The organism is Comamonas testosteroni, from assembly GCF_000761245.1.
Taxonomy (GTDB): Bacteria; Pseudomonadota; Gammaproteobacteria; order Burkholderiales; family Burkholderiaceae_C; genus Comamonas; species Comamonas testosteroni_C.
The window spans coordinates 383,480-407,105 of record NZ_AWOR01000001.1 but is presented as its reverse complement, the minus strand read 5'-3'; the positions used below and the strand labels follow the sequence as shown (position 1 = coordinate 407,105).

Below are 23,626 nucleotides of genomic sequence, written 5' to 3'. Positions count from 1 at the left end.
GTTTTTCTCTTACTGACACATACACGCCATGCACTCGCTTTATGACGTGCCGGCCCCGGCCAAGCTCAATCTTTTTTTGCATATTACCGGCCGCAGGCCTGACGGCTATCACCTGCTGGAATCCGTCTTCATGCTCATCGACTGGCATGATGTGCTGCATTTCGAGCGTACGGTCAGCAGCCAGATCAGCCGTGAAGACCTCAACGGCGTTGCCCTTCCTGCCGACGATCTGATCACACGCGCGGCCCGCGCCCTGCAGCAAGCCACAGGCTGCACGCAAGGCGTGCGCATAGGGATTGAAAAGCACCTGCCCGCCCAAGCCGGCATGGGGGGCGGCTCATCCGATGCGGCCAGCACGCTGATGGCGCTGAACCGCCTCTGGAATCTGAACCTCTCGCGCCAGGAGCTGCAAAGCATAGGCTTGAAGCTCGGCGCCGATGTCCCCTTTTTCCTCTGCGGTCACTCGGCCTGGGTCAGCGGCATCGGTGAAATCATCACCCCGCTGACAGGCCGCAATGCCTTGCCTGAGCAGCAGTTCCTGGTGGTCAAGCCCGAACAGGGCCTGGAAACTGGCAAGATTTTTTCCAGCGAGTTCCTGAAACGCGACACAAAGCCTGCTATAGTTGCGGACTTCGCTGCAAATCACTTCGGCTTTGGCCGAAACGACCTGCAGCCGGTCGCTGAAGGCTTGCAGCCCGAGGTGATGAAAGTCAGAAGCTGGCTTGAATCACTCAAATTGCATGCTACAATGACGGGCTCTGGAAGTGCCGTATTTGCACCGATAGCGCAAAGCTTTGATTTGAGCTGTGCTCCTGGCACATGGCAGATCAAGGTTTGCAGAAATCTGGAAAAACACCCACTTAATAGCTGGATTCCAGAGAACAAGTTATAAGGCTGTTTGTCTTCGACAAAAGGCCTGTGTAGGGGAGTCGCCAAGTTGGTTAAGGCACCGGATTTTGATTCCGGCATGCGAAGGTTCGAATCCTTCTTCCCCTGCCAAACATCTTCTTGCGTCATAGCAACCCACAGCACTGGGACGCACAATGCATTCACATCACTCTGATTTCATGGTCTTCACAGGCAATGCCAATGCTGGCATGGCCGAAGAGATTGTTAAGCACCTCGGCACCTCTCTTGGTGCTGCTGACGTTGGCCGTTTCTCCGATGGAGAAGTCGCGGTCGAGATCAAGCAGAACGTTCGCGCCCGCGACGTTTTCGTGGTTCAGTCCACCTGCGCTCCGACCAACGACAACCTGATGGAGTTGCTGGTCATGGTCGATGCCCTCAAGCGCGCATCGGCCGAGCGCATCTGCGCCGTGATCCCCTACTTCGGCTATGCCCGTCAGGATCGCCGCCCCCGCTCCAGCCGCGTGCCCATCACCGCCAAGGTGGTGGCCAACATGCTGCAGGCCGTAGGTGTCGAGCGCGTGCTGACCATGGACCTGCACGCCGACCAGATCCAGGGCTTCTTCGACATCCCCGTGGACAACATCTACGCCACCCCTGTGCTGCTGGGTGATCTGCGTCAGAAGAACTACGAAGACCTGATCGTCGTCTCCCCCGACGTTGGCGGTGTGGTGCGTGCTCGCGCCCTGGCCAAGGAGCTGGGTTGCGATCTGGCCATCATCGACAAGCGTCGCCCCAAGGCGAACGTGTCCGAAGTCATGCACGTGATCGGCGATATCGACGGCCGCAACTGCGTGATCATGGACGACATGATCGACACCGCCGGCACGCTGGTGAAGGCCGCCGAAGTGCTCAAGCAGCGCGGCGCCAAGAACGTGTACGCCTACTGCTCGCACCCCATCTTCTCGGGCCCGGCCCTGGAGCGCATCGGCAACGGCAGCGCTCTGGACGAAGTGGTTGTGACCAACACCATTCCTCTGAGCCCCGCAGCCCAGCAGTGCGGCAAGATTCGCCAGCTGTCTGTGGCCGGCCTGTTTGCCGAGACAATTCACCGCATTTCCACAGGTGATTCGGTGAGCAGTCTGTTTACCGCTTAAAATCTCTGGTTTTTCGGCCTTGAGCCCAAGCAAACCTCCTTCGGGAGGTTTGAGCGTTTCGAGGCCACCGCAAGAATCCACGGCCTTGCTGCAAGGTGCAGATTCTTTTATCAATCGGGCGAGACTGGTCGCGGTCCGCCCATCTAGGAGTTAGTTATGCAATTCGTCGCTACTGAGCGCGCCAAGCAAGGTACGGGTGCGAGCCGCCGTCTGCGTCTGTCGGGCAAGACCCCCGGTATCGTCTACGGTGCTGGTGAAGCCCAACTGATCGAAATCGATCACAACGCCCTGTGGCACGCTGTGCACAAGGAAGCTTTCCACTCCAGCATCCTGGACATGGACATCAACGGTCAAGTGACCAAGGTCGTGCTGCGCGACGTGCAGTTCCACCCCTACAAGAAGCTGGTGCAACACATCGACTTCCAACGCGTGGACGGCAACACCAAGCTGCACATGAACGTGCCCCTGCACTTCGAAGGCGCTGCTGAATCCCCCGCCGTGAAGGGCGAGAACTGCACCGTGACTCCTCTGATGCACGAGCTGCAAGTGATCTGCGAACCCGCAAACCTGCCCGAGTTCATCAAGGTGGACCTGAGCGCTCTGACTTCCAAGTCCGTGCTGGGCCTGCAAGCTCTGAAGCTGCCCAACGGCGTGAAGGCTGTGGTGCGTGGCGCCAACAAGAACCCTTCGCTGATCTCGATCAAGCTGCCCGAAGTGGCTCCTGCCGAAGGCGCTGCACCTGCTCCCGCAGCTGCTCCCGCCAAGAAGGGCAAGAAGTAATTCTTGTGACTTCGGTACGGCGGCTGCCGCTGTACTCCAAGAAAAGGCCCACCTCGGTGGGCTTTTTCTTTGGCCCATGCACAACAGCCCCTGTCCGCCCAGCCTTGCTGGCAAGAAGATAATCGAGCAATGATCAAACTGTTTGTCGGCCTCGGCAATCCTGGCCCTGAATATGAAGACACCCGGCACAATGCCGGCTTCTGGTGGATTGATGCGCTGGCGCGTGGACTCAAGGTCAGTCTGGTTCCAGAACGCAGCTACTGGGGATTGATGGCACGCACCAGCATCCACGGCCAGAGCATCTGGCTGCTGGAGCCGCAGACCTTCATGAATCTCTCGGGCAAGTCGGTCGGCGCACTGGCGCGCTTCTTCAAGATCCAGCCCGAGGAAATCCTGGTCGTGCATGACGAGCTGGACTTCGAGCCCGGCGTGGTCAAGCTCAAGCTCGGCGGCAGCCATGGCGGCCACAACGGCTTGCGCGACATCCATGCCCAGCTGGGTTCGCCCAATTACTGGCGTCTGCGCGTGGGCATCGGCCACCCCGGCCACAAGGGCGAGGTCGCCAGCTGGGTGCTCAAAAAGCCGGCCCCCGACCAGCTCAAGCTGATCGAAGACGCCATCGCACATTCGCTCAAGGCCTGGCCCGATATGGTGGCCGGCCAGATGGACAAGGCCACTCTCGCCATCCACACCACCAAGGCACCGCGCCCCAAGCCACCCCGCAAGCCTGCGCCCGATGCTGCCCAGCCCGCAGCTGGCGAAGCCTGAACCCGAGGCAGAATGAAAAATAGCTCCTGAATAAGGAGCTATTTGCGCTTGATATACAAGGAATTCAGACTCAAAAGGCCTTAACTTTCTTTCTTAGCCTGCGTAAGCTGCTCATATTTCTTGAACAGCACCTCACGGCTTTCAATGTACTCCGGGTTCACCGGTATGCAGGCCACAGGGCAGATCTGTACGCACTGGGGCTCGTCAAAGTGGCCCACGCACTCGGTGCACTTGTGCGGATCGATTTCGTAGAACTCCTCGCCCATATAGATGGCATCGTTGGGGCACTCGGGCTCGCACACATCGCAGTTGATGCATTCATCGGTAATCATCAATGCCATGTGCCAGCTCCTGTGCAGTTCTCGGTATCGGCCCACATTATCCCAAGCTCCCCAAGACATGGCAGCGCCCGGGACAAAGCACCCCCCTCTCGGACGCGGCACAATTGCCGCTATGCTGCGCAGCACGCAAACACCGCGTCTGAGCCCACTTCACGATGAAACAACGCCCCACGCCATGAGCATCTTCTTGCTCAAACGCCTGCTCACGCTGATCGCCACATTGATCGGTGCCTCCATCGTGGTTTTTGCCGTGCTGGAAGTCCTGCCCGGCGATGCAGCCCAGATGCTCATGGGCCCCGATGCCGAGCCTGAGGCCGTGGCGGCCATGGTTCAGCAACTGGGCCTGGACCAGCCCGCGCTGACGCGCTACTGGCAGTGGATTGGCGGCCTGCTGCACGGCGACATGGGCGAGAGCTACGTCTATGGCTCGCCCGTGGCCGAGCTGGTCTGGGAACGCCTTGCGGTCACCGTGCCGCTGGCCATCATGGCCATGTGCATCACCGCCGTGCTGGCCATTGCTGCGGGAGTGTTTGCGGCCGCCAACCACAAACGCTGGGGCGATGTGGGCCTCATGGGTCTGGCCCAGATCGGCATTGCCATTCCCAATTTCTGGTTTGCGATTCTTTTGATCCTGCTGTTCTCGGTCAAGCTGCAATGGTTCTCGGCCGGCGGCTTTCCGGGCTGGAGCGAGGAGGCCGGCGGCGGCTTCTGGCCCGCGCTGCAGGCACTGCTGCTGCCTGCCGTTGCGCTGGCCGTGGTGCAGGCCGCCATCCTGGCGCGCATCACCCGCTCTGCGGTGCTGGAGGTGCTGCGCGAGGACTTTGTGCGCACGGCCCGCGCCAAGGGGCTGTCACGCGGCGCGGCGCTCTGGCGTCATGTGCTGCGCAACGCCATGATTCCCGTGGTCACCGTCATGGGCCTGCAGTTCGCCAACCTGCTGGCAGGCACCATCGTGGTGGAGAACGTGTTCTATCTGCCGGGCCTGGGCCGGCTGATCTTTCAATCCATTTCCAACCGCGATGTGATCGTGGTGCGCAACTGCGTGCTGCTGCTGGCCGCCATGGTGGTGGTGGTGAACTTTGTCGTCGACGTGCTTTATGCCGCCATCGACCCCCGCATCAAGGCCGGCGATATATGAGCAATATGAGCAGGCAGACCGATACTCGCGCCAGCGTGCCCAACTACCCGACACGCGCCTTCACGCGTGCACAGCCCCAAGGCTTTGGCCGGCGCGCCCTGCAGCACCGCAGCTTTGTGCTCGGCACCCTGCTAACGACCTTGCTGATTGCCGCCGCGCTGCTGTCTTTTGTCTGGACGCCGGGCTCGGCCCATGAAGTGGACATGGACGCCGCCCTGCAGGCCAGCAGCAGCCAGCATTGGCTGGGCACCGACGCCTTCGGGCGCGACACGGCCTCGCAGATTTTGGTCGGTGCGCGCGCCTCGATTGCCGTGGGCCTGATTGCCGTGGGCATAGGACTGGTGCTGGGCGTGCTGCTGGGCCTGGTCGCCGCCGCACGCCGTGGCTGGGTGGAAGAAATCATCATGCGGCTGGCGGACTTCACCTTTGCCTTTCCAGCCCTGCTCTCGGCCATCATGCTCACAGCCGTGTTTGGAGCCGGCATGGTCAATGCCATCATTGCCATCGGCATCTTCAACATCCCCACCTTTGCGCGCATCACCCGCGCCTCGGCCAATGCCATCTGGGCCCGCGACTACGTGCTGGCCGCGCGCGCCTGCGGCAAAAGCCGCAGTGCCATCACTTTGCAGCATGTGCTGCCCAATATTGCTGCCGTGCTGGTCGTGCAGGCTACCATCCAGTTTGCGCTGGCCATTCTGGCCGAGGCCGCCCTATCCTATCTGGGGCTGGGCACGCAGCCGCCCCAGCCATCCTGGGGGCGCATGCTCAGCGAAGCCCAGACCCTGATGTTCCAGGCGCCGCTGCTGGCCGTCTGGCCCGGCCTGGCAATCGCCTTGTCGGTGCTGGGTCTGAACCTGCTGGGCGACGGTCTGCGCGACCTGCTGGACCCCCGACTGACACGCGAGCGTTGAATCACCATGGCTTTGCTTGAAGTCTCAGGTCTCACCATCAATCTGCAGACCCATCGCGGCCGCGCCCAGGCCGTGCGCGATGTGAGCTTTACGCTGGAGCGCGGCGCCACACTGGGCCTGATCGGCGAATCGGGCTGCGGCAAATCGCTGACGGCACTGGCGCTGATGGGCCTGCTGCCCGAGCACGCGCAAGTGGACGGCAGCATCCAGCTGGACGGCCAGGAGCTGCTGGGTCTGAGCGAGCGCCAGCTCTGCGCCCTGCGCGGCAACCGCATGGCCATGGTGTTTCAGGAACCCATGAGTGCCCTCAACCCCGTGCACAGCATCGGCCGCCAGGTGGCAGAGCCGCTGCGGCTTCATCTGGGAATGAGCCGCGCCCAGGCCCGCGCCCGCGCCACCGAGCTGCTGGAGAGGGTGGGCATTGCGCAGGCTGCACAGCGGCTCGATGAATATCCACACCAGTTCTCCGGCGGCCAGCGCCAGCGCATCATGATTGCCATGGCTCTGGCCTGCGGCCCCGATCTACTGGTGGCCGACGAGCCCACCACAGCCCTGGATGTGACAGTTCAGCAGCGCATTCTGGATCTGCTGCAGGAGCTGGTGGCCGAGCATTCCATGGCGCTGGTTCTCATCAGCCATGATCTGGGCGTGATTGCCCAGAATGCGGAGCAGTTGCTGGTCATGTATGGCGGCACCGTGGTCGAATCCGGCATGACGGAAGCCGTGTTCGCCAGGCGCGCCCACCCCTATACGCGCGGCCTGTTTGCTGCACGCCCGCAACTCCACGCCGCAGAAGGCGCAGCCCATCTGCCCACGATTGCCGGAGCCGTGCCGGAGCTCGTGGACCTGCCCGCAGGCTGCCCGTTTGCGGGCCGCTGCGCCCATACTCAGGACGAGTGCTATGTGCAGCGCCCCCAGCCTCGCACGCTGCACCAGCCCAGCATGGCGGCACCGGCCTCTCTTGCTTCCTGGCGCCAGCCCCATGTGGCACGCTGCCTGTATGAACAGGTGCTGACGGCAGGAGCAAGGACATGATCGAGCCGGCCGAAACTTCTGAAACAGGAACCAGCGGTGCACTCTTGCTGAGGGTTAGCGGCCTGAAACGCGCATATTCACGCCCCCGTACATCGCTGTGGCACAAGCCCGAGCCGCTGCAGGCACTGCGCGGCGTGAGCTTTGAATTGCAGGCGGGGCAAAGCCTGGGCGTGGTCGGCGAATCGGGTTCCGGCAAGTCCACACTGGCGCGCCTGGTCATGGCGCTGGACCGTCCCAGCGAAGGCTGGGTGGAACTGCTGGGCCGCAATCTGCACCGTCTCCCCGAACAGGAGCTGCGCGCCGCGCGGCGCGACTTCCAGATGGTGTTTCAGGACCCCTATGGATCGCTGGACCCGCGCATGACAGTGGAGGCCATCGTCAGCGAGCCTTTGGGAACGACTCATGAAAAGCTCAGTCGCCCTGCCAGGCGCCAGCAGGTGATCAGCGTGCTTGACCAGGTGGGTCTGCGCGTACAGGACGCCGACAAATATCCGCACGAGTTCTCCGGCGGCCAACGCCAGCGCATTGCCATTGCCCGCGCTCTGATTACCCGCCCCCGCCTGATCGTGGCCGACGAGCCGGTCAGTGCGCTCGATGTCTCGGTGCAGGCCCAGGTGCTCAATCTCATGCAGGACTTGCAACGCGAGCTGGGCCTGTCCTATCTGTTCATCAGCCATGACCTGGCCGTGGTCCAGCATGTCTGCGATCAGGTCATCGTGCTCCATCAGGGTGAAGTGGTGGAGCGCGGCACACCGCGCAAGCTGTTCTCCGCCCCCGAGCACCCCTATACCCAGGCCTTGGTCAAGGCTGCACCGCGAGTCATCTGAACCGGGCCGGCAAACCGTTGTTCACACTCGCAGCAGCGATATGCCGGCGACCACAGCAAAGACTGCTCCGACTGGTGTAAAAACGCATATGAAACAAGTCCGCTTCCCGCGATGACTTGCAGCGCTTTTGATGGCCCCATGCGGCCAGCCCCCCCATCGGAGACTTTGTTGATGCTCAATCGCCGCTCCTTGCTGGCCAGCTCGGCTGCCAGCTTGCCCTTGTTCGCTGCCTGGCCTGCCATGGCCCAGGCCAAGAAAGACAGCGTCACGCTGGCCATGACGCTGGAGCCGCCAGGACTGGACCCCACGGCCGGGGCGGCTTCCTCGATTGCCGAAGTCGTGCTCTACAACGTGTTTGAGACGCTGACCAGAATCAACTCCGACGGCAGCGTCTCGCCTCTGCTGGCCGAAAGCTGGGAAGTCTCGTCCGATCTCAAGACCTATACCTTTCGCCTGCGCAAGGATGTGAAGTTCCAGAACGGCGAGCCCTTCAACGCTGCCGCCGTCAAGTTCTCGTTCGACCGCGCAGCCGCCGACAAGAGCACCAACAAGGACAAGCGCACCTTTGCCAATCTGAGCACCAAGGTCGCCGACGCGCATACGGTGGTGCTGACCAACCAGGAGATCGATCCCGACTTTCTGTTCATGATGGGTCAGGCAACCTCCATCATTGTCGAGCCCAAGAGCGCCGCCACCAACGCCAGCAAGCCCGTGGGCACCGGCCCCTACAAGCTGGCGGCCTGGGCCAAGGGTGCATCGGTCACGCTGACCGCCTTGCCCGACTATCGCTCGGCACAGAGCATCCGCATCAAGCGCGCCGTGTTCCGCTTCATTCCCGACCCCGCAGCACAGGTTGCAGCCCTGCTGGCCGGCGATGTCGATGCCTTCCCGCGCGTCTCGCCACGCAGCGTGCCTCAGTTCAAGGCCAATGCCCGCTTTCAGGTGGTGGTGAGCAACTCGCGCGCCAAGACCATTTTGGCCATCAACAATGCGCGAAAGCCGCTCAGCGATATTCGCGTGCGCCGTGCCATTGCCGCCGCCATCGATCGCAAGGCCGTGATTGCCGGTGCCGCCGATGGCTATGGCGTGCCCATCGGCAGCTACTATGTGCCCACCGCCTTTGGCTATGTGGACACCACCGGCGTCAACCCCTTTGACCTGGAAAAAGCCAAGGCTCTGATGGCTGAAGCGGGCGTCAAGACCCCGCTGACGCTGACCATGACGCTGCCGCCAGCGCCCTATGCGCGCCAAGGCGGTGAGCTGATTGCAGCCCAGCTGGCCAAGATCGGTATCCAGCTCAAGCTGCAGAATGTGGAATGGGCACAGTGGCTGTCGGGCACCTACACCAACAAGAACTACGACCTGACCATCATCTCGCATGTGGAGCCGTTTGATCTGGGCAACTTTGCCAAGCCCGATTACTACTGGGGCTACCAGTCCCAGGAATTCAACGAACTTTTCGACAAGATCAAGCACACACCGCGCCCCGCCGACCGCGCACGCCTGCTTGGCGATGCACAGCGCCTGCTGGCGCATGATTCGGTACACGGCTTTCTCTACACCCCGCAGTGGGTGACCGTGGCGAACAAGCAGCTGCGCGGGCTGTGGAAGGACATGCCGGTGTTTGTGAATGACTTGTCTGCCCTATCCTGGGGATAGGGCATTACCCCCTGAGGCGCTACGCGCCCTCCCTAGCAAGGCACCCCTCTCGGGCGCCCCTCTCTCTACGTGCTTCGCAGTATGCGAGGGGGACAGAGGGGGACGGAGGGGGGCGACAGCCTCGCTGCGGGGGCGGTTGGGGCCGCCCAGGCCTTGCTCACGGCCCCTTTGCTGGGGCGCGCCAGTGTTAAGAGTGTTTGCCTCTAGCGTTGCACCATCACAAGACGAAGTGCGAGCGAACCGAAAACGGTGGCAGCGATGCGGTTAAGCCAGCGCTGGGCGCGGGCCGAGCGCTGCAGGATCTGGCCAAAGAGCCCCGAGAAGCAAGCAATAGAGCCAAAGACCAGCCAAGCTGCTGCCATGAAGACGCTGCCCAGCACCATGATCTGCACTGGCACGCTGCCGCGAGCGGGGTCGGTGAACTGGGGCAAAAAGGCCAGAAAGAAGATCAGCACCTTGGGGTTGGTCAGGTTCATGACCACGCCTCTGCCCACCCAGCCCATGGCGGAGCGCAGAGTCAACACGTCGCGCTGCTCCTGCGCCTTGGCACTTTCTTCGATGCTGACCGGCGCATGCCATGCGCCCCAGGCCAGATAGGCCAGATAGGCGGCGCCGCAAAGCTTGAGCGCCGTGAACAGCATGGGCGATGTGGCCACCACGGCCGCCAGCCCCAGCGCCACGGCGGCCGTATGTCCGACAATGCCCAGACACAGGCCCAGCACCACGCACAGCCCCACCCGCCAGCCGCGCTGGGCCGATTGCACCAGCACAAACAGATTGTCAGGGCCGGGGCTCAGGCCCAGCAGCAGGGCCACGCCAAAGAATGTGATCAGGACTTCCCAGGTCGGCATTGTCAGCTCTCTTCAAAAAATGGCAGCTTGCGATTCAACGGCAAAGCCTGCAGGCCCGTCTGGCCTGCCACCCGCTTCAACCCAGGCCCAGCGCCGTCACGCCCAGGGCAATCATCACGGCCCCGGCAATGCGCAGGGCGCGGTCGCCTTCGCCCAGCAGCCTGCCGCCGATCAGGGCCGCGAACAGCATGGACACCTCGCGCGCGGGAGCGACGTGAGAGATGGGTGCGCTTTGCACCGCATAGAGCACCAGCACATAGGCAATGGGGCTGAAGAAAGCCACCACGGCCGCATAGCGCCACTGCAGACGCCACAGGCGCTTGGTCTCGGGCCAATCCTTGATGGCCAGTGGCGCCAGAATCACCAGGCGGATCAGGTTGCCCACATAGTCCACGAGAATCGGCGACATCAGCAGCACCTTGACGGCATAGCTGTCCACCACCGTATAGCTGGCAATGAACATGCCCGTCAGCAGGCCATAGTAGAGACCCGCGAGCACGCGCTGGCGCGCCTCGGCGTTCTGCCCTTCGCGGATGGTGATGATCATCCGCGGGCCGCCCGCAATCAGGAACACGCCCAGCACCACGCCCGCAATGCCGGCAGCGCCCAGCGTTGAAATCTGCTCCCCCAAAAACATCACCGCCACCAGCGATGAGATCAGCGGCCCGCTGCCGCGCGCCAGCGGATAGACCACCGTCAGGTCGGCCACGCGGTAGCCGCGCAGCAGCACCACGAAATAAGCCACATGCAAAATGGCGCTGGCGGTGACGAACGCCCACTCCATCCAGCCCCAGCCCGGCACCACATCCTTGCCCAGCCACCAGCCCAGCGGCAGCCAGATGACGGCATTGCAGATGGCGGTGTAGAGCGAAAAACGGGCATCTCCGCCCGCCTTCTTGGCCACGATGTTCCAGCCCGAATGAATCAGGCCGGCCAAAATGATGAGAGTGAACGCTTGCAGGGACATGAGAGCCGGAAATGCAAAAGGCCGCGCGATGCGCAGCCTTTTGAAAAGAAAAATTCAGTGCTTCATCTGGCCGAACATGGCCAGTGCGTGATGAGACTGGCGCAGCACATGTGAGGGACGCCAGGCAAGGGCCGCCCCGCAGCGAAGGCGTCGTCCCCCCATGGGGGAAGGCGCGAAGCGCCACAGGGGGATCATTTATTTTCGGGCTGCTATGAGCGACAGGAATTCGCGGCGCAGTTCGGAATTGGTGAGGAAAGCACCGCGCATGACGGAGTTCAGCATCTTGGAATCCATCTCGCGCACGCCGCGCCAGGACATGCAGAAATGCGAGGCTTCCATGACCACGGCCAGCCCGTCGGGTCGGGTCTTGTCCATGATCAGGTCGGCCAGCTGGATGATGGCCTCTTCCTGGATCTGCGGGCGACCCATGATCCAGTCCACCAGACGCGCGTACTTGGACAGACCGATCACATTGGTGTTCTTGTTGGGCAGCACGCCGATCCAGATCTTGCCGATCACGGGGCACAGATGGTGGCTGCAGGCGCTGCGCACGGTGATCGGGCCGACGATCATCAGCTCGTTCAGATGCTCGGCGTTGGGGAATTCGGTGATGGCCGGCTGATGCACATAACGGCCGCGGAACACTTCGTTCACATACATCTTGGCCACACGGCGGGCCGTGGCGCGCGTGTTGTGGTCGCGCACGGTGTCGATGACCATGGAGTCGAGCACGCCCTGCATCTTCTCCTGCACCTCGTCCAGCAGCTTCTCCAGCTCGCCGGGCTCGATGAATTCGGCAATGTTGTCGTTGGCGTGAAAACGTTTGTTAGCTGCCTGCAACCGCTCGCGGATCTTGACCGAAACGGGTGTTCCTTCGGCTGAGTTGTCTTTTTTCATGTCGGCGAGATCTCTGAACATTCAAGAATGGTACCAGTGAATCAACTTCCCGAAGCTACAAAGGATTTGCCGTCCAGATGCATGTTTACAAGGCATTGGAAGCTATGGTTTCAGGAGCAATCCTCCAATCGGCCTGCGCCCGACGCCGAAGACGGCGAGCCAGTGCCACCGCGCAGCGAGGAGGAAGAAGGCCCGGGGGCCGGGCTCAGGGGTGCTACAGCTTGAACTCTGCGATCAGCGGCAGATGATCCGACATGCGCCACCAGATGCGCCCCTTGGGCACCTGCAGCCCCAGCGGGGTCAGGCCGCGCACATAGATATGGTCGAGCTGCGCAATCGGCAGCCGCGAGGGATAGGTCAGAATGCCCTGCGTCTCCTCGTACTCGAACAGGCCAAAGCCCGCCAGCATGCGCTTGATCTGGTTGCCCCAGTCATTGAAGTCGCCCGCCACCACCAGCGGCGCATTGGGCGGCACCTCACGCTCGATGAAACGCTGCAGCAATGCAATCTGGCGAATGCGGCTGCCCGGAATCAAGCCCAGGTGCACGACGATGGAGTGCACGCGCTTGCCGTGGATGTCCAGCTCCACATGCAGCAAGCCGCGCTGCTCGAAGCGATGATCCGAGATGTCCTCGTGCTGGTAGCCGATCACGGGCCAGCGGCTGAGCAGCGCATTGCCATGCTCGCCGTCCCGGGTGTAGGCATTGGTCAGATAGACGGACTCGTAGCCTTCGGGAGCCAGGTATTCGGCCTGCGGCACATTGGGCCAGCGGTCGAAATACTGCTCCTCCTTGCGGTTCATCTTGCGCACTTCCTGCAGGCAGACGATGTCTGCATCGAGCTGCTCCACCGCAAGTCCCAGATTGTGAATCTCCAGCCTCCTGGCAGGCCCCAGGCCCTGCACACCCTTGTGAATGTTGTAGGTAGCCACGCGCAGGATCTGCGGCTCTGGCGGCGTAAACAACTGAACTTCAGACATAGGCACTGATGGTTTCAAGGCTGTTGCCTGCAGCGGCGCTCGACAAGCGCCGGCTCGAAGCGCGGCAACAGCAAAATAGCTTCTGCGTTGGAAGAGGAAAAGCAGCGCTGGGCTGCCTCACGCCAATCATGCCAATCATGTGCGGTGTGCTCCCTGGGATTCAAGTGCACGGTCATGTGAGGCGGCACACGAAGGCCGAAGACACGCTCCTGGTTATGGCTGACGCCCGGCGCGTAACGATGCAGCCACTGTGGATAGATGGCGTAGACGTTCTCGAGTTCCCAGTCGGTCAGACAGCAGTCCGACGCCTGCGCGTCGATGCCGGTTTCCTCAAGCACCTCGCGCACGGCGGTTTCATGCCAGTCCTCGTCCAGGCTGTCCTTGCTGCCCGTGACGGATTGCCAGAAAGGCTCGCCCTCTGGCGCGGCAATGCTGCGGCGCAGCAGCAACACCTGCCCGTCTTCACGGTAGATCACGACCAGCACGGACTGCGGAATCTTGTAGGGCCTGACTTCCATCGCAGCATATTAGCGCGGCCAGGGTGACAGCAGGCAGAGTCGCCCTGCTGCTTGATAGCCATCAATATTCATAGCTTCAACCGCTTGCTATTCATTGAATTCAGACTCAAAACCATCTGAATTTCAGGATTGACAGGCGCAAGCAGCTCCTGATTTCAAAGCAACAAAAAAGCGCCAGCCGCTTTCGCGAACTGGCGCCCGGGTGTGAACAGCGACCGGCGCTGTTCACGGGGAGCTTGGCAATCAAGCCTCGGTGGTGACCACCATGGGGTTGCGCAGCTTGATGTGCAGCTCGCGCAGCTGCTTCTCGTCCACGGGCGAGGGAGCCTGGGTCAGCAGATCCTGGGCGCGCTGTGTCTTGGGGAAGGCAATCACGTCGCGGATGGAGTCGGAGCCGGTCATCAGCGTGATCAGACGGTCCAGGCCGAAGGCCAGACCACCATGGGGGGGCGCGCCGTATTGCAGCGCGTCCAGCAAGTAACCGAACTTGGCGCGCTGGTCTTCGGGCGTGATGTTCAGGGCGGCAAACACCTTGGCCTGCACGTCCGCGCGGTGGATACGCACCGAGCCGCCACCCAGTTCCCAGCCATTCAAGACCATGTCGTAGGCCTTGGCAATGCACTTGCCGGGATCGGTCACCATGAGTTCTTCATGCCCATCCTTGGGCGAGGTGAAGGGGTGGTGCACGGCCACCCAGCGGTTGTTTTCCTCGTCATGTTCGAACATGGGGAAGTCCACCACCCACAGCGGTGCCCACTTGTCCTCGAACAGACCGCTCTTCTTGCCGAATTCGCTGTGGCCGACCTTCAGACGCAGGGCGCCGATGGAGTCATTGACGATCTTTTCCTTGTCGGCGCCAAAGAACAGCAGGTCGCCATCCTGTGCGCCGGTGCGCTTGACGATTTCGGCCAGCGCAGCATCGTGCAGATTCTTGACGATGGGCGACTGCAGGCCTTCACGGCCCTTGGCCACTTCGTTGACCTTGATCCAGGCCAGGCCCTTGGCGCCGTAGATCTTGACGAACTCGGTGTAGCCGTCGATCTCGCCGCGCGAGATGGCAGCGCCGCCGGGCACGCGCAGGGCCACGACACGGCCGCCCTTGGTGGTGGCGGGGGTGGAGAAGACCTTGAAGTCCACGTCGCCCATGATGTCGGTCAGCTCGGTGAACTCCAGCTTGACGCGCAGGTCGGGCTTGTCCGAACCGAAGCGGAAGGCCGCGTCCTGGTAGGTCATGATGGGGAACTCGCCCAGATCCACGTTCAGCTGGGTCTGGAACACTTCCTTGATCATGCGCTGGAAGATGGCGCGGATTTCCTCTTCGTTCAGGAAGGAGGTTTCGCAGTCGATCTGCGTGAATTCGGGCTGACGGTCAGCGCGCAGGTCTTCGTCGCGGAAGCACTTGGTGATCTGGTAGTAGCGGTCGAAACCCGAGACCATCAGCATCTGCTTGTACAGCTGGGGCGACTGGGGCAGCGCGAAGAACTCGCCGTCATGCACGCGCGAGGGCACCAGGTAGTCACGTGCGCCTTCGGGCGTGGACTTGCCCAGCATGGGGGTCTCGATGTCGATGAAGCCTTCCTTGTCGAGGAAGTTGCGCACCTGGATGGCGGTCTTGTAGCGCAGCATCATGTTGCGCTGCATCACGGGACGGCGCAGATCCATCACGCGATTCGTCAGACGCACGGTTTCCGACAGGTTGTCGTCGTCCAGCTGGAAAGGAGGCGTGACGGAAGCGTTGAGCACGTTGAGCTCATGGCACAGCACTTCGATCTGGCCGCTCTTGAGCTTGTCGTTGGTGGTGCCGGCGGGACGCGCACGCACCACGCCCTTGACCTGCACGCAGAACTCGTTGCGCACGTCTTCAGCCACCTTGAACATCTCGGCGCGGTCGGGGTCGCAGACCACCTGCACATAGCCTTCGCGGTCGCGCAGGTCGATGAAGATCACGCCACCATGGTCACGGCGGCGGTTCACCCAGCCGCACAGGGTCACGGTTTCGCCCATTTGGGCTTCGGTCACCAGACCGCAGTATTGAGAACGCATTGCCATGAAAATTCTTCCTGCACCTTAGGGGTGCGACAAGGTTGTTTGTTTGGATTCTTCGATCAGGGCGAGGTCTGGCGGAGCCACCACGCCCATCGAAACAATGTATTTGAGCGCCGCATCCACACTCATTTCCAGCTCGATGCATTCGCTCTTGCGCACCAGCACGAAGTAACCCCCGGTGGGGTTGGGCGTGGTGGGCACGAAGACGCTCACATATTCATCGCGAAGCAAAGCCGCCACTTCGCCGCTGGGCTGGCCTGTGACGAAAGCCACGGTCCATACGCCCTCGCGCGGCCACTGCACCAGCACCGCCGTGCGAAAAGCGTTGCCGCTGTCGGAGAACACGGTGTCCGAGACCTGCTTGACGCTGGAATAGATGGAGCGCACCACGGGAATGCGGCGCACCAGCGCATCACCCCAACCCACCAGCTTGCGGCCGATGAAATTGCTGGCAATGCCGCCCACGAGCAGCAAAATCAGCAAGGTCAGAATAACGCCAAAGCCCGGAATATGCATGCCCAGCAATCTGTCGGGCTGCCAGGCCTCGGGAAGAATGGCCAGCGTCTGATCCAGCGTTCCGATGATCCAGTTGAGCACGCCCAGCGTGATCACCAGGGGAACGATGACCAGCAGACCGGCAATCAGCCACTTGCGCAATGCAGACATAGTGTGGGTAAGCCTCAGGAATTGGCGGGTGCAGGAGCAGGGGCTGCAGCAGCTGCGGGTGCAGGGGCTGCGGCACTGTCACTGGATGAAGAGGTGCTTGCAGCCGGCTTGCTGCCGCTGTTCTTGAAGTCCGTGGCATACCAGCCAGAACCCTTGAGCTGAAAGCCCGGAGCGGTGAGCTGCTTGGAAAAGGCCTCGGCCCCGCAAGCTGGGCACACGGTCAGCGGCGCGTCCGAGATTTTCTGCAGCACATCCTTGGCGTGACCGCAGGAGCCACACTTGTATGCATAGATAGGCATAGCGCTAAAAACGGGGGAAGTGCAAAAACCCTCAATTATAGGCGCCGCCCCTGGTTTTGCTGCGCTGCGCAAGCAAGCCCCGGTGCAGCCGGCTTGCTCTCTCAGGCCCTGATCTCGGTCAGGGACTCGATTTCACGGTGATGGTTGCTGATCCACTGCGGCAGCAGCGAGCCTGCAAGCATGCCGGCAACCGCAGCCAAAAGACCAGCCAGCTGCTGTGGAAAAGCCTGGTTGAGCACGGGCGTGACCATGAAGATGAGCCACACACCGATGCCCAGCGCCACGGCGCTGATGGCGCCCTGGGTGGTGGCCCTCTTCCAGTACAGGCCGAACACCAGCGGCACGAAGGCCCCCACCAGCGGCACCTGATAGGCACTGGCGACCAGCTCATAGATGGGCGTGCCTTCCATGACGATCGAATAGGCCAGCACGCAGGCCGCGAACACCAGCACGCTGATGCGCATGGTCCTGAGATTGTCCTTGTCCGAGGTATAGGGGCGGAACTGACGCCAGATGTTCTCGGTAAAGGTCACGCTGGGGGCCAGCAAGGTGGCCGACGCACAGGACTTGATGGCCGAGAGCAGCGCGCCGAAGAACAGCACCTGCATGGCAAACGGCATCTTGTCCATCACCAGGGTGGGCAGCACCTTCTGGGGATCATCGGCCAGCAAAGCCGTGGCTTCGGCGGGCATGATGATGAGCGCACTGGCCACCAGGAACATGGGCACGAAGGCAAAGATCACATAGCAGGCACCGCCGATGATGGTGCCGCGCACGGCCGATTTTTCGGTGTCTGCCGACATCACGCGCTGAAAGATGTCCTGCTGCGGAATCGAGCCCAGCATCATGGTCACGGCAGCACCGATGAAGAAAACGATTTCGTGCAGCGAGGGCTCTGGCAGAAACTTGAAGAGATCCCGGCTGGTGGCCAGATCGACCACCTTGCCCGCGCCGCCCGCCATGTCACCGGCAAAAAAGGCCAGTATCAGCAGGCCTGCGACCAGGATGATCATCTGCACGAAATCCGTCACGGCCACGGACCACATGCCGCCGAACAGCGTGTAGACCAGCACGGAGAGCACGCCGATCGTCATGCCCATGGGAATGCTGACGGCACCGCCCGAGAGCAGGTTGAACACCAGGCCCAGCGCCGTGACCTGGGCCGAGACCCAGCCCAGATAGCTGAGCATGATGATCAGCGAGCAGATCACCTCGATAGACCGGCCATAGCGCGAGCGGTAGTAGTCGCTGATGGTCAGCAGATTCATGCGGTAGAGCTTGGCCGCGAAAAAGCACCCGACCAGAATCAGGCACATGCCCGCGCCAAACGGATCCTCCACCAGCGCATGCAGACCGCCCTCGATGAACTTGGCAGGTACGCCCAGCACCAGCTCGGACCCGAACCAGGTCGCAAAGGTGGTGGTGATGATCATGTAGAGCGGCAGATGACGGCCGGCAATGGCGAAATCCGCCGTGTTCTTCACGCGTCTGGCGGCCCACAGGCCGATGCCGATGGTCACAAACAGGTAGACGATCACCAATGAGAGCAGCACGCTGGCACTCCTCGAACTCTAAAGGAAGGGAAAGCTCAGAAGCGGATGCGCAGCAGAACCTGCAACACCACCAGCCCGATGACGAAACCGATGCCGCCGCAGAGGATGGCCTGCAGCAAACGGTTTGTCGTTTTCTGCTGCTGCAGCAGCTCTTTGAGCAGGGCCTCGCTGTCATTGCCGGCTCCATGCCTGGACAGATATTGGTGCAACACCCGCGGAATGTCGGGCAGGATCTTGGCGTAGCGCGGCGCCTGTGCCTGCAGCTCATGCCATAGGCGCTGCGGCCCCATCTGGTCCAGCATCCATTTCTCGAGAAACGGCTTGGCCGTGCTCCACAGATCGAGGTTGGGGTCGAGCTGACGCCCCAGGCCTTCGATATTGAGCAGCGTCTTTTGCAGCAGCACCAGCTGGGGCTGAATCTCGACCTGGAAACGGCGCGAGGTCTGGAACAGGCGCATCAGCACCATGCCCAGCGAGATTTCGGCCAGCGGCCGGTCGAAATAAGGCTCGCAGACGGCACGAATGGCCGCCTCCAGCTCCTCGACGCGCGTCGTGGCCGGCACCCAGCCGCTTTCCACATGCAAGGCGGCAACGCGCTTGTAGTCGCGGCGAAAGAAGGCCAGGAAGTTCTGCGCCAGGTATTCCTTGTCGAACTCGGTCAGCGTGCCGACGATGCCGAAGTCCAGCGAGATATAGCGCCCGAAGGTATCGGGCTCCAGGCTGACCATGATGTTGCCCGGGTGCATGTCGGCATGAAAGAAGCCGTCGCGGAACACCTGGGTAAAGAAGATGGTCACGCCATCGCGCGCCAGCTTGGGGATGTCCACGCCGGCTTCGCGCAGGCGCTCGACCTGGCTGATGGGCACGCCCTTCATGCGCTCCATCACCATCACATCGGTGTGGCAGTAATCCCAGTAGATCTCGGGGATCAGCACCAGATCCAGCCCATCCATATTGCGGCGCAGCTGCGCGGCATTGGAGGCTTCGCGGATCAGGTCCAGCTCGTCATGCAGATAGTTGTCGAACTCGGCAACCACTTCCTTGGGCTTGAGCCGCTTGCCATCATGGGAGAGCTTTTCCAGCCAGCTCGCCATCATGTGCATCAGTGCCAGATCCTTGTCGATCACGGACTTCATGCCCGGGCGCAGCACCTTGACGGCGACATCATGCTCGATGCCGGCCTTGTTGCGGACCCTGGCAAAGTGCACCTGGGCGATGGACGCGCTGGCCACGGGCTCACGCTCGAAGCTGATGAAGATCTGCTCCAGCGGCTTGCGAAAGGAACGCTCGATGGTGTCCACCGCGATCTGGGAATCGAACGGCGGCACGCGATCCTGCAGCTTGGCCAGCTCCTCGGCCACATCGGGCGGCATCAGGTCGCTGCGGGTGGACAGCACCTGACCGAACTTCACGAAGATGGGTCCCAGCTCCTCCAGCGCTTCGCGCAGGCGCACGCCACGTGGCTTGTCCAGCTTGCGACCGAAGGTCAGCACGCCGCGCAGGCTGCGCAGGCGCGGATGGGGAATCCCGGAGAGCACCAGCTCGTCGAGTCCATAACGAAACACCACCCAGAGGATGGCCCAGCCTCGCAGAAAGCGGCTCATGGCTGTGTGTAATCGGCTCCGGGCATGGCTGCCACGGGTACCGTGCTGACAGGATTGGCCACATCGGCAGCAGAGGCAGACTTGCTGCCCATGCGTGCGCCGACGAACTGACGCAGCCCCTGTGCGGCCGTGCGTGCAACCTTGCCAATTGTGTGGGCCGGCACATCGCCAATCAGGCGAGCCAGATCTTCCTCCACATCCCACTTGACGTTATCCACCAGCCAATTGATCTCGGCGGCAAACTGCACATCGCCTTCGATGCGAATGCTGGGCTTGTCCCCGCGCAAGGCAGTCTGAGCCAGCGACAAAGGAGAGGTCTCGGTGACTTCCAGCATCAGATCGGGCGCGGCCTCGGCCGGAGCCACGTCGAACAGGCCAGCAGGAGTGACCAGCAAGGCGACCGAATACTGGCGCCATTGCACACGCGCAATACGCCCCTTCTGGCGCACGAGGCGATCCGTGGCCTCTTTTTCCTGCATCAGCACATGATTGAGGAAAAGCACCAGACGCTGGTGCATTTCACTCACCAGCCATTCAGGAGCTTGGGGACCGGCCATCACGCGTTCGACGAGACCGCCCAGAAAAGAAAAAGGGGACTGTGTTGCCATAGTCCCCGATTATTCATGAAATTGATTCCCCCCTGTGGCGCTTTGCGCCTTCCCCCCAAGGGGGACGGCACCATCGCTGCGGGGCGGCCCTTGCTTGGTGCCCCTCGCGCTGACCGCGAGTGGATCCAAACCTGCTGCGCTTATTGCAGCGCCTGCACACCTGCCACCAGCCAGCCGCTGGTGCCACTCTTGGGCTTGGTCATGTTCCAGACTTCACGGAAGGGGCTGGGGCCTGCCGATGCCTCTTCGCGGATCATGCCGGAGAACTCGACGCTGGCCATATAGCCATTGCCCAGGTCTTCGATGCCCAGCAGTTGCGCATCGATCATCAACACATCGGTGTGATTGGGCTCGCCCGCGCGCTGCGTCTCACGCTCGGACAGCTGACCACGAATTTCCGTGAGCATCTCGTCGGTCATCATGGAGCGCAAAGTGGTGATGTCGGAACGATCCCAGGCCGACTGCAGCGTCACGAAGTTGCGCTTGGCTGCAGTGAGAAAGCCGTCGGCATCGAAGTCTGCAGGCACGCCCCAGTTCTGCGAACCCGACAGGGCAGAGCCGATCATGGAGCCGCCAGCTGCAGCTGCGGCTTCGGGAATATGGTTCTGCTCCCAAGGACGAGCCGACGCGTCATTGCCCACTTTTTCGGGGTTGTACTGGCGTGCCTGAGGTGCATTCACATCACCGCCCAGATTGCCTGCGCCCTGAAAGGCGAATGGACTGCCAGTGTTCTGCACGGCAGGCGCTGCCTTGCGACGGCGCATGATCATGCCGACCACCACCATGATCACCATGGCCAGCAGACCGAACATCAGCATATTGGCAAAGGCTTCGCCCATGCCCAGCGAGTTGGCCAGCCAGGCCAGGCCCAGGCCTGCGGCCAGGCCGCCCAGCATGGCGCCCCATGGCTTCTTGGGTGCAGCGGCCGGAGCCGCTGCAGGCGGAGCAGCACGGTTTTGCTGCGCCGCATTTTGCTGCGGAGCCTGCTGGGCATTCTGAGCGGGAGCACGAGATGCTTCGCGTTGAGTGACGTTGCCCGACTGCTTGCCGAACGATGAGCCACCGCCCATGCGTTTTGCATCGGCCTGACCATGTGCCACCACCAGCATTGCCACCAAGGCGATTGACCAAAGTTTCTTCATCTCATCTCCCTTCTTATAGAAAGTCGCTACAAATCTGCGCACAGGGCGCACTTAACACTTGATTCCCACATGCAAGGCACAGACGCCTCCTGTCATGTTGTGATAGTCCACATGGCCAAAGCCGCATTGCTGCATCAGGGCCTTGAGCTCCTTCTGGCCTGGGTGCATGCGGATGGACTCAGCCAGATAGCGATAGCTTTCGGCGTCGCCGGCAATCATCTTGCCCATGGTCGGCAAAATCTTGAACGAGTACCAGTCATAGGCCTTCTCCAGCGGTTTGGCCACCTTGGAGAACTCCAGCACCAGCAGCTTGCCGCCGGGGCGCAGCACGCGGTTCATTTCCTTGAGCGCTGCATCCTTGTGCGTCATATTGCGCAGGCCGAAGGCTACGCTGACCAGATCGAAATAGTTGTCGGGGAAGGGCAGCTTTTCAGCATCGCAGACCAGCGTGGGCAGGATCACGCCCTTGTCGGTCAAACGGTCACGCCCCACGCGCAGCATGGCTTCATTGATGTCGGTGTGCACCACCTGACCGCTGGCTCCCACCTTCTTGGAAAAAGCCAGGGACAGATCCCCTGTGCCGCCCGCGATGTCCAGCGCCTTGTCGCCTTCCTTGAGGTTGGCCACCATCAGCGTGTAAGCCTTCCAGGCGCGGTGCAGTCCACCCGACATCACGTCGTTCATGACGTCGTACTTGGACGCCACGGAGTCGAACACCCCGCGTACGCGCGATGCCTTCTCGCTTTCATCAACAGTCTGGAATCCGAAGTGTGTGGAGCTCATAACAAAGAATGCTAAGCAGGCAGTGCTTGCGCGTACAGCGACAACCCCGTATGACTACAGGCTTTGAAGCACTATGGTTTTTTGAAAGAATTCGCCTTGAGCGCTTATTTCATGAGCGCTTAAAGCTATTGTAAATATAGCACCAGCCTCAATAACCCTGTGCCGTACGCATGGGCTATGTGGCGTGTACGGGACGTTGCTGCCGGCTTTTGAGCCGACATGCAAGCCCTGTGGCAGTCAAAGCTCAATGCACGCTGCAGCCATGACCGCCGGCGCCCTTCTCGGGCATGGGCGTGTCGCGATCCATCCCGGCCTCTTCAAGGCGCTGCAGATATTGCTGCCACAGAGCATCCTGCTGGCTGCCCAGCTGGTAGAGGTATTCCCAGGTGTACAGACCGCTTTCGTGCCCATCGCTGAAGAACGGCTTGATGGCGTAGTTGCCCACCGGCTCGATGGTGTTGATGCCCACATCGCGCTTGCCGGTCTGCAGCACCTCCTGGCCCGGGCCATGACCTTGCACCTCGGCCGAGGGCGAGTACACGCGCAGCAACTCGAACGGAATGCGGAAAGTCTTGCCGTCCGAATAAGAGACCTCCAGTACGCGTGATGCACCATGCACGGTCAGCGACTGAGGGGTGGGAGTGTTGACTTGCAGTCCTGCCATGGTTCTCTCCTAATCAATGCATAAAAGGGCAGCCTCAAGCTGCCCTTTGAATCTCCCGACGGAGATGGAAAACATCACGCGGCCCAGAGGGCCAGCGCCTTTTGCAGCACTTCATCCACCTGCGGCAGCTGGCGGGCAATCTCGGCTTCGCGCTCTTGATCGCGCTCGCGCTGGGCCGCAGCCCAGACCGAAGCGGGAAAGTGGCTGTCCCAGTCATAGCGCGCAATCACATGCCAGTGCAGGTGCGCCACCATATTACCGAGAGCCGCCAGGTTGATCTTGGTCGGAGCCAGCTGCTCGCGCAGTACACGCTCGACCAGAGCCACGGCATCCATGCAGACAATGCGGTCCGTCGCGCTCAGATCCGAGAACTCGGCCGCATGGTCATTCCAGACCACGCGATAAAAGGCCGGAAAGCCCTCCTCGGCGGCCCGGATCACACGCAGCTTCTCACCGCTCCAGACCAATGCGCCGCCATCGGTTGCACACAGAGGACAATTTTCAACCAACATCTGAAATCTCCATTGCAATGCTTCTTACCCGCATCACTGCGATGTGACCCCAGCGCAGGCCAGAGACACCGAGGA

The 23,626-nt window shown here is 61.7% G+C and carries 25 protein-coding genes and 1 tRNA gene; 10 read left to right on the top strand and 16 right to left on the bottom strand.

Annotated features, from left to right (window positions below):
- Positions 1–28 precede the first annotated feature (28 nt).
- From ispE to pth, 5 genes are all read left to right on the top strand, one after another.
- The gene (gene ispE / locus P353_RS01830) at positions 29–892 is read left to right on the top strand and encodes a 4-(cytidine 5'-diphospho)-2-C-methyl-D-erythritol kinase (protein ID WP_034364562.1); all 864 of its coding nucleotides are present in this window, start codon (positions 29–31) and stop codon (positions 890–892) included.
- Between the two features lie 30 nt (positions 893–922).
- Positions 923–999 (top strand) — tRNA-Gln (locus tag P353_RS01825).
- Positions 1,000–1,043: 44 nt separating this feature from the next.
- Positions 1,044–2,003 carry a ribose-phosphate pyrophosphokinase gene (locus tag P353_RS01820; RefSeq protein ID WP_003066035.1) on the top strand — a complete coding sequence of 320 codons (960 nt, stop codon included), beginning with the start codon at positions 1,044–1,046 and terminating at the stop codon, positions 2,001–2,003.
- 156 nt (positions 2,004–2,159) lie between these two features.
- On the top strand, positions 2,160–2,783 hold the full coding sequence (locus P353_RS01815; RefSeq protein ID WP_003073917.1) for a 50S ribosomal protein L25/general stress protein Ctc: 624 nt from the start codon (positions 2,160–2,162) through the stop codon (positions 2,781–2,783).
- Between the two features lie 129 nt (positions 2,784–2,912).
- The gene (pth, locus tag P353_RS01810; protein ID WP_034364560.1) at positions 2,913–3,551 is read left to right on the top strand and encodes an aminoacyl-tRNA hydrolase; all 639 of its coding nucleotides are present in this window, start codon (positions 2,913–2,915) and stop codon (positions 3,549–3,551) included.
- A gap of 80 nt (positions 3,552–3,631) precedes the next feature.
- Here the strand turns inward: pth and P353_RS01805 are convergent, their stop codons facing one another.
- Entirely contained in the window at positions 3,632–3,892 is a 261-nt protein-coding gene (locus P353_RS01805) for a YfhL family 4Fe-4S dicluster ferredoxin (RefSeq protein WP_003073919.1), read from the bottom strand.
- 175 nt (positions 3,893–4,067) lie between these two features.
- Between P353_RS01805 and P353_RS01800 the strand changes: the two genes are divergently transcribed.
- From P353_RS01800 to P353_RS01780, 5 genes are all read left to right on the top strand, one after another.
- Positions 4,068–5,030: an ABC transporter permease gene (locus P353_RS01800; RefSeq protein ID WP_034364558.1), complete on the top strand. Its 963-nt coding sequence runs from the start codon at positions 4,068–4,070 to the stop codon at positions 5,028–5,030.
- A 5-nt stretch (positions 5,031–5,035) separates the two neighbouring features.
- Complete coding sequence (locus P353_RS01795) at positions 5,036–5,941, top strand: ABC transporter permease (protein WP_034365418.1); 906 nt, start codon at positions 5,036–5,038, stop codon at positions 5,939–5,941.
- 6 nt (positions 5,942–5,947) lie between these two features.
- Positions 5,948–6,976 carry an ABC transporter ATP-binding protein gene (locus P353_RS01790; RefSeq protein WP_034364557.1) on the top strand — a complete coding sequence of 343 codons (1,029 nt, stop codon included), beginning with the start codon at positions 5,948–5,950 and terminating at the stop codon, positions 6,974–6,976.
- A complete protein-coding gene (locus tag P353_RS01785; protein ID WP_034364555.1) occupies positions 6,973–7,803 on the top strand; it encodes an ATP-binding cassette domain-containing protein in 831 nt (276 codons plus the stop codon). The genes P353_RS01790 and P353_RS01785 overlap by 4 nt, the downstream gene beginning before the upstream one ends.
- 171 nt (positions 7,804–7,974) lie before the next feature.
- On the top strand, positions 7,975–9,462 hold the full coding sequence (locus tag P353_RS01780) for an ABC transporter substrate-binding protein (protein WP_034365414.1): 1,488 nt from the start codon (positions 7,975–7,977) through the stop codon (positions 9,460–9,462).
- A gap of 203 nt (positions 9,463–9,665) precedes the next feature.
- On the opposite strand, the gene P353_RS01775 is transcribed toward P353_RS01780, so the two are convergent.
- From P353_RS01775 to P353_RS01705, 15 genes are all read right to left on the bottom strand, one after another.
- The gene (locus P353_RS01775) at positions 9,666–10,313 is read right to left on the bottom strand and encodes a LysE family translocator (protein ID WP_034364553.1); all 648 of its coding nucleotides are present in this window, start codon (positions 10,311–10,313) and stop codon (positions 9,666–9,668) included.
- A 76-nt stretch (positions 10,314–10,389) separates the two neighbouring features.
- Positions 10,390–11,280, bottom strand: a complete 891-nt coding sequence (locus P353_RS01770) for a DMT family transporter (protein WP_034364551.1) — start codon at positions 11,278–11,280, stop codon at positions 10,390–10,392.
- Positions 11,281–11,475: 195 nt separating this feature from the next.
- Positions 11,476–12,198 (bottom strand): GTP cyclohydrolase I, encoded by a 723-nt coding sequence (gene folE / locus P353_RS01765; protein ID WP_034364549.1) that lies wholly within the window; start codon positions 12,196–12,198, stop codon positions 11,476–11,478.
- Between the two features lie 193 nt (positions 12,199–12,391).
- The gene (locus P353_RS01760) at positions 12,392–13,156 is read right to left on the bottom strand and encodes an endonuclease/exonuclease/phosphatase family protein (RefSeq protein WP_003066010.1); all 765 of its coding nucleotides are present in this window, start codon (positions 13,154–13,156) and stop codon (positions 12,392–12,394) included.
- Positions 13,157–13,170: 14 nt separating this feature from the next.
- On the bottom strand, positions 13,171–13,674 hold the full coding sequence (nudB, locus tag P353_RS01755) for a dihydroneopterin triphosphate diphosphatase (RefSeq protein ID WP_034364547.1): 504 nt from the start codon (positions 13,672–13,674) through the stop codon (positions 13,171–13,173).
- A gap of 243 nt (positions 13,675–13,917) precedes the next feature.
- On the bottom strand, positions 13,918–15,723 hold the full coding sequence (gene aspS / locus P353_RS01750) for an aspartate--tRNA ligase (protein ID WP_034364545.1): 1,806 nt from the start codon (positions 15,721–15,723) through the stop codon (positions 13,918–13,920).
- Positions 15,724–15,741: 18 nt separating this feature from the next.
- On the bottom strand, positions 15,742–16,386 hold the full coding sequence (locus tag P353_RS01745) for a DUF502 domain-containing protein (RefSeq protein WP_003058473.1): 645 nt from the start codon (positions 16,384–16,386) through the stop codon (positions 15,742–15,744).
- A 14-nt stretch (positions 16,387–16,400) separates the two neighbouring features.
- Positions 16,401–16,685, bottom strand: a complete 285-nt coding sequence (locus P353_RS01740) for an FmdB family zinc ribbon protein (protein WP_003066005.1) — start codon at positions 16,683–16,685, stop codon at positions 16,401–16,403.
- 101 nt (positions 16,686–16,786) lie between these two features.
- The gene (locus tag P353_RS01735) at positions 16,787–18,238 is read right to left on the bottom strand and encodes a sodium:solute symporter family protein (RefSeq protein ID WP_034364543.1); all 1,452 of its coding nucleotides are present in this window, start codon (positions 18,236–18,238) and stop codon (positions 16,787–16,789) included.
- A gap of 35 nt (positions 18,239–18,273) precedes the next feature.
- A complete protein-coding gene (ubiB, locus tag P353_RS01730; RefSeq protein WP_034364542.1) occupies positions 18,274–19,842 on the bottom strand; it encodes a ubiquinone biosynthesis regulatory protein kinase UbiB in 1,569 nt (522 codons plus the stop codon).
- Positions 19,839–20,450: a hypothetical protein gene (locus P353_RS01725; RefSeq protein WP_034364540.1), complete on the bottom strand. Its 612-nt coding sequence runs from the start codon at positions 20,448–20,450 to the stop codon at positions 19,839–19,841. Before P353_RS01725 ends, ubiB begins: the two co-directional genes overlap by 4 nt.
- A gap of 140 nt (positions 20,451–20,590) precedes the next feature.
- Positions 20,591–21,592, bottom strand: a complete 1,002-nt coding sequence (locus tag P353_RS01720; protein WP_034364538.1) for a Tim44 domain-containing protein — start codon at positions 21,590–21,592, stop codon at positions 20,591–20,593.
- 51 nt (positions 21,593–21,643) lie between these two features.
- Positions 21,644–22,375, bottom strand: coding sequence for a bifunctional demethylmenaquinone methyltransferase/2-methoxy-6-polyprenyl-1,4-benzoquinol methylase UbiE (gene ubiE / locus P353_RS01715; RefSeq protein ID WP_034364536.1), 732 nt, complete (start codon positions 22,373–22,375; stop codon positions 21,644–21,646).
- Positions 22,376–22,619: 244 nt separating this feature from the next.
- Complete coding sequence (locus tag P353_RS01710; RefSeq protein WP_034364535.1) at positions 22,620–23,039, bottom strand: gamma-butyrobetaine hydroxylase-like domain-containing protein; 420 nt, start codon at positions 23,037–23,039, stop codon at positions 22,620–22,622.
- Between the two features lie 74 nt (positions 23,040–23,113).
- Entirely contained in the window at positions 23,114–23,551 is a 438-nt protein-coding gene (locus P353_RS01705; RefSeq protein WP_034364534.1) for an HIT family protein, read from the bottom strand.
- Between the last annotated feature and the right edge of the window lie 75 nt (positions 23,552–23,626).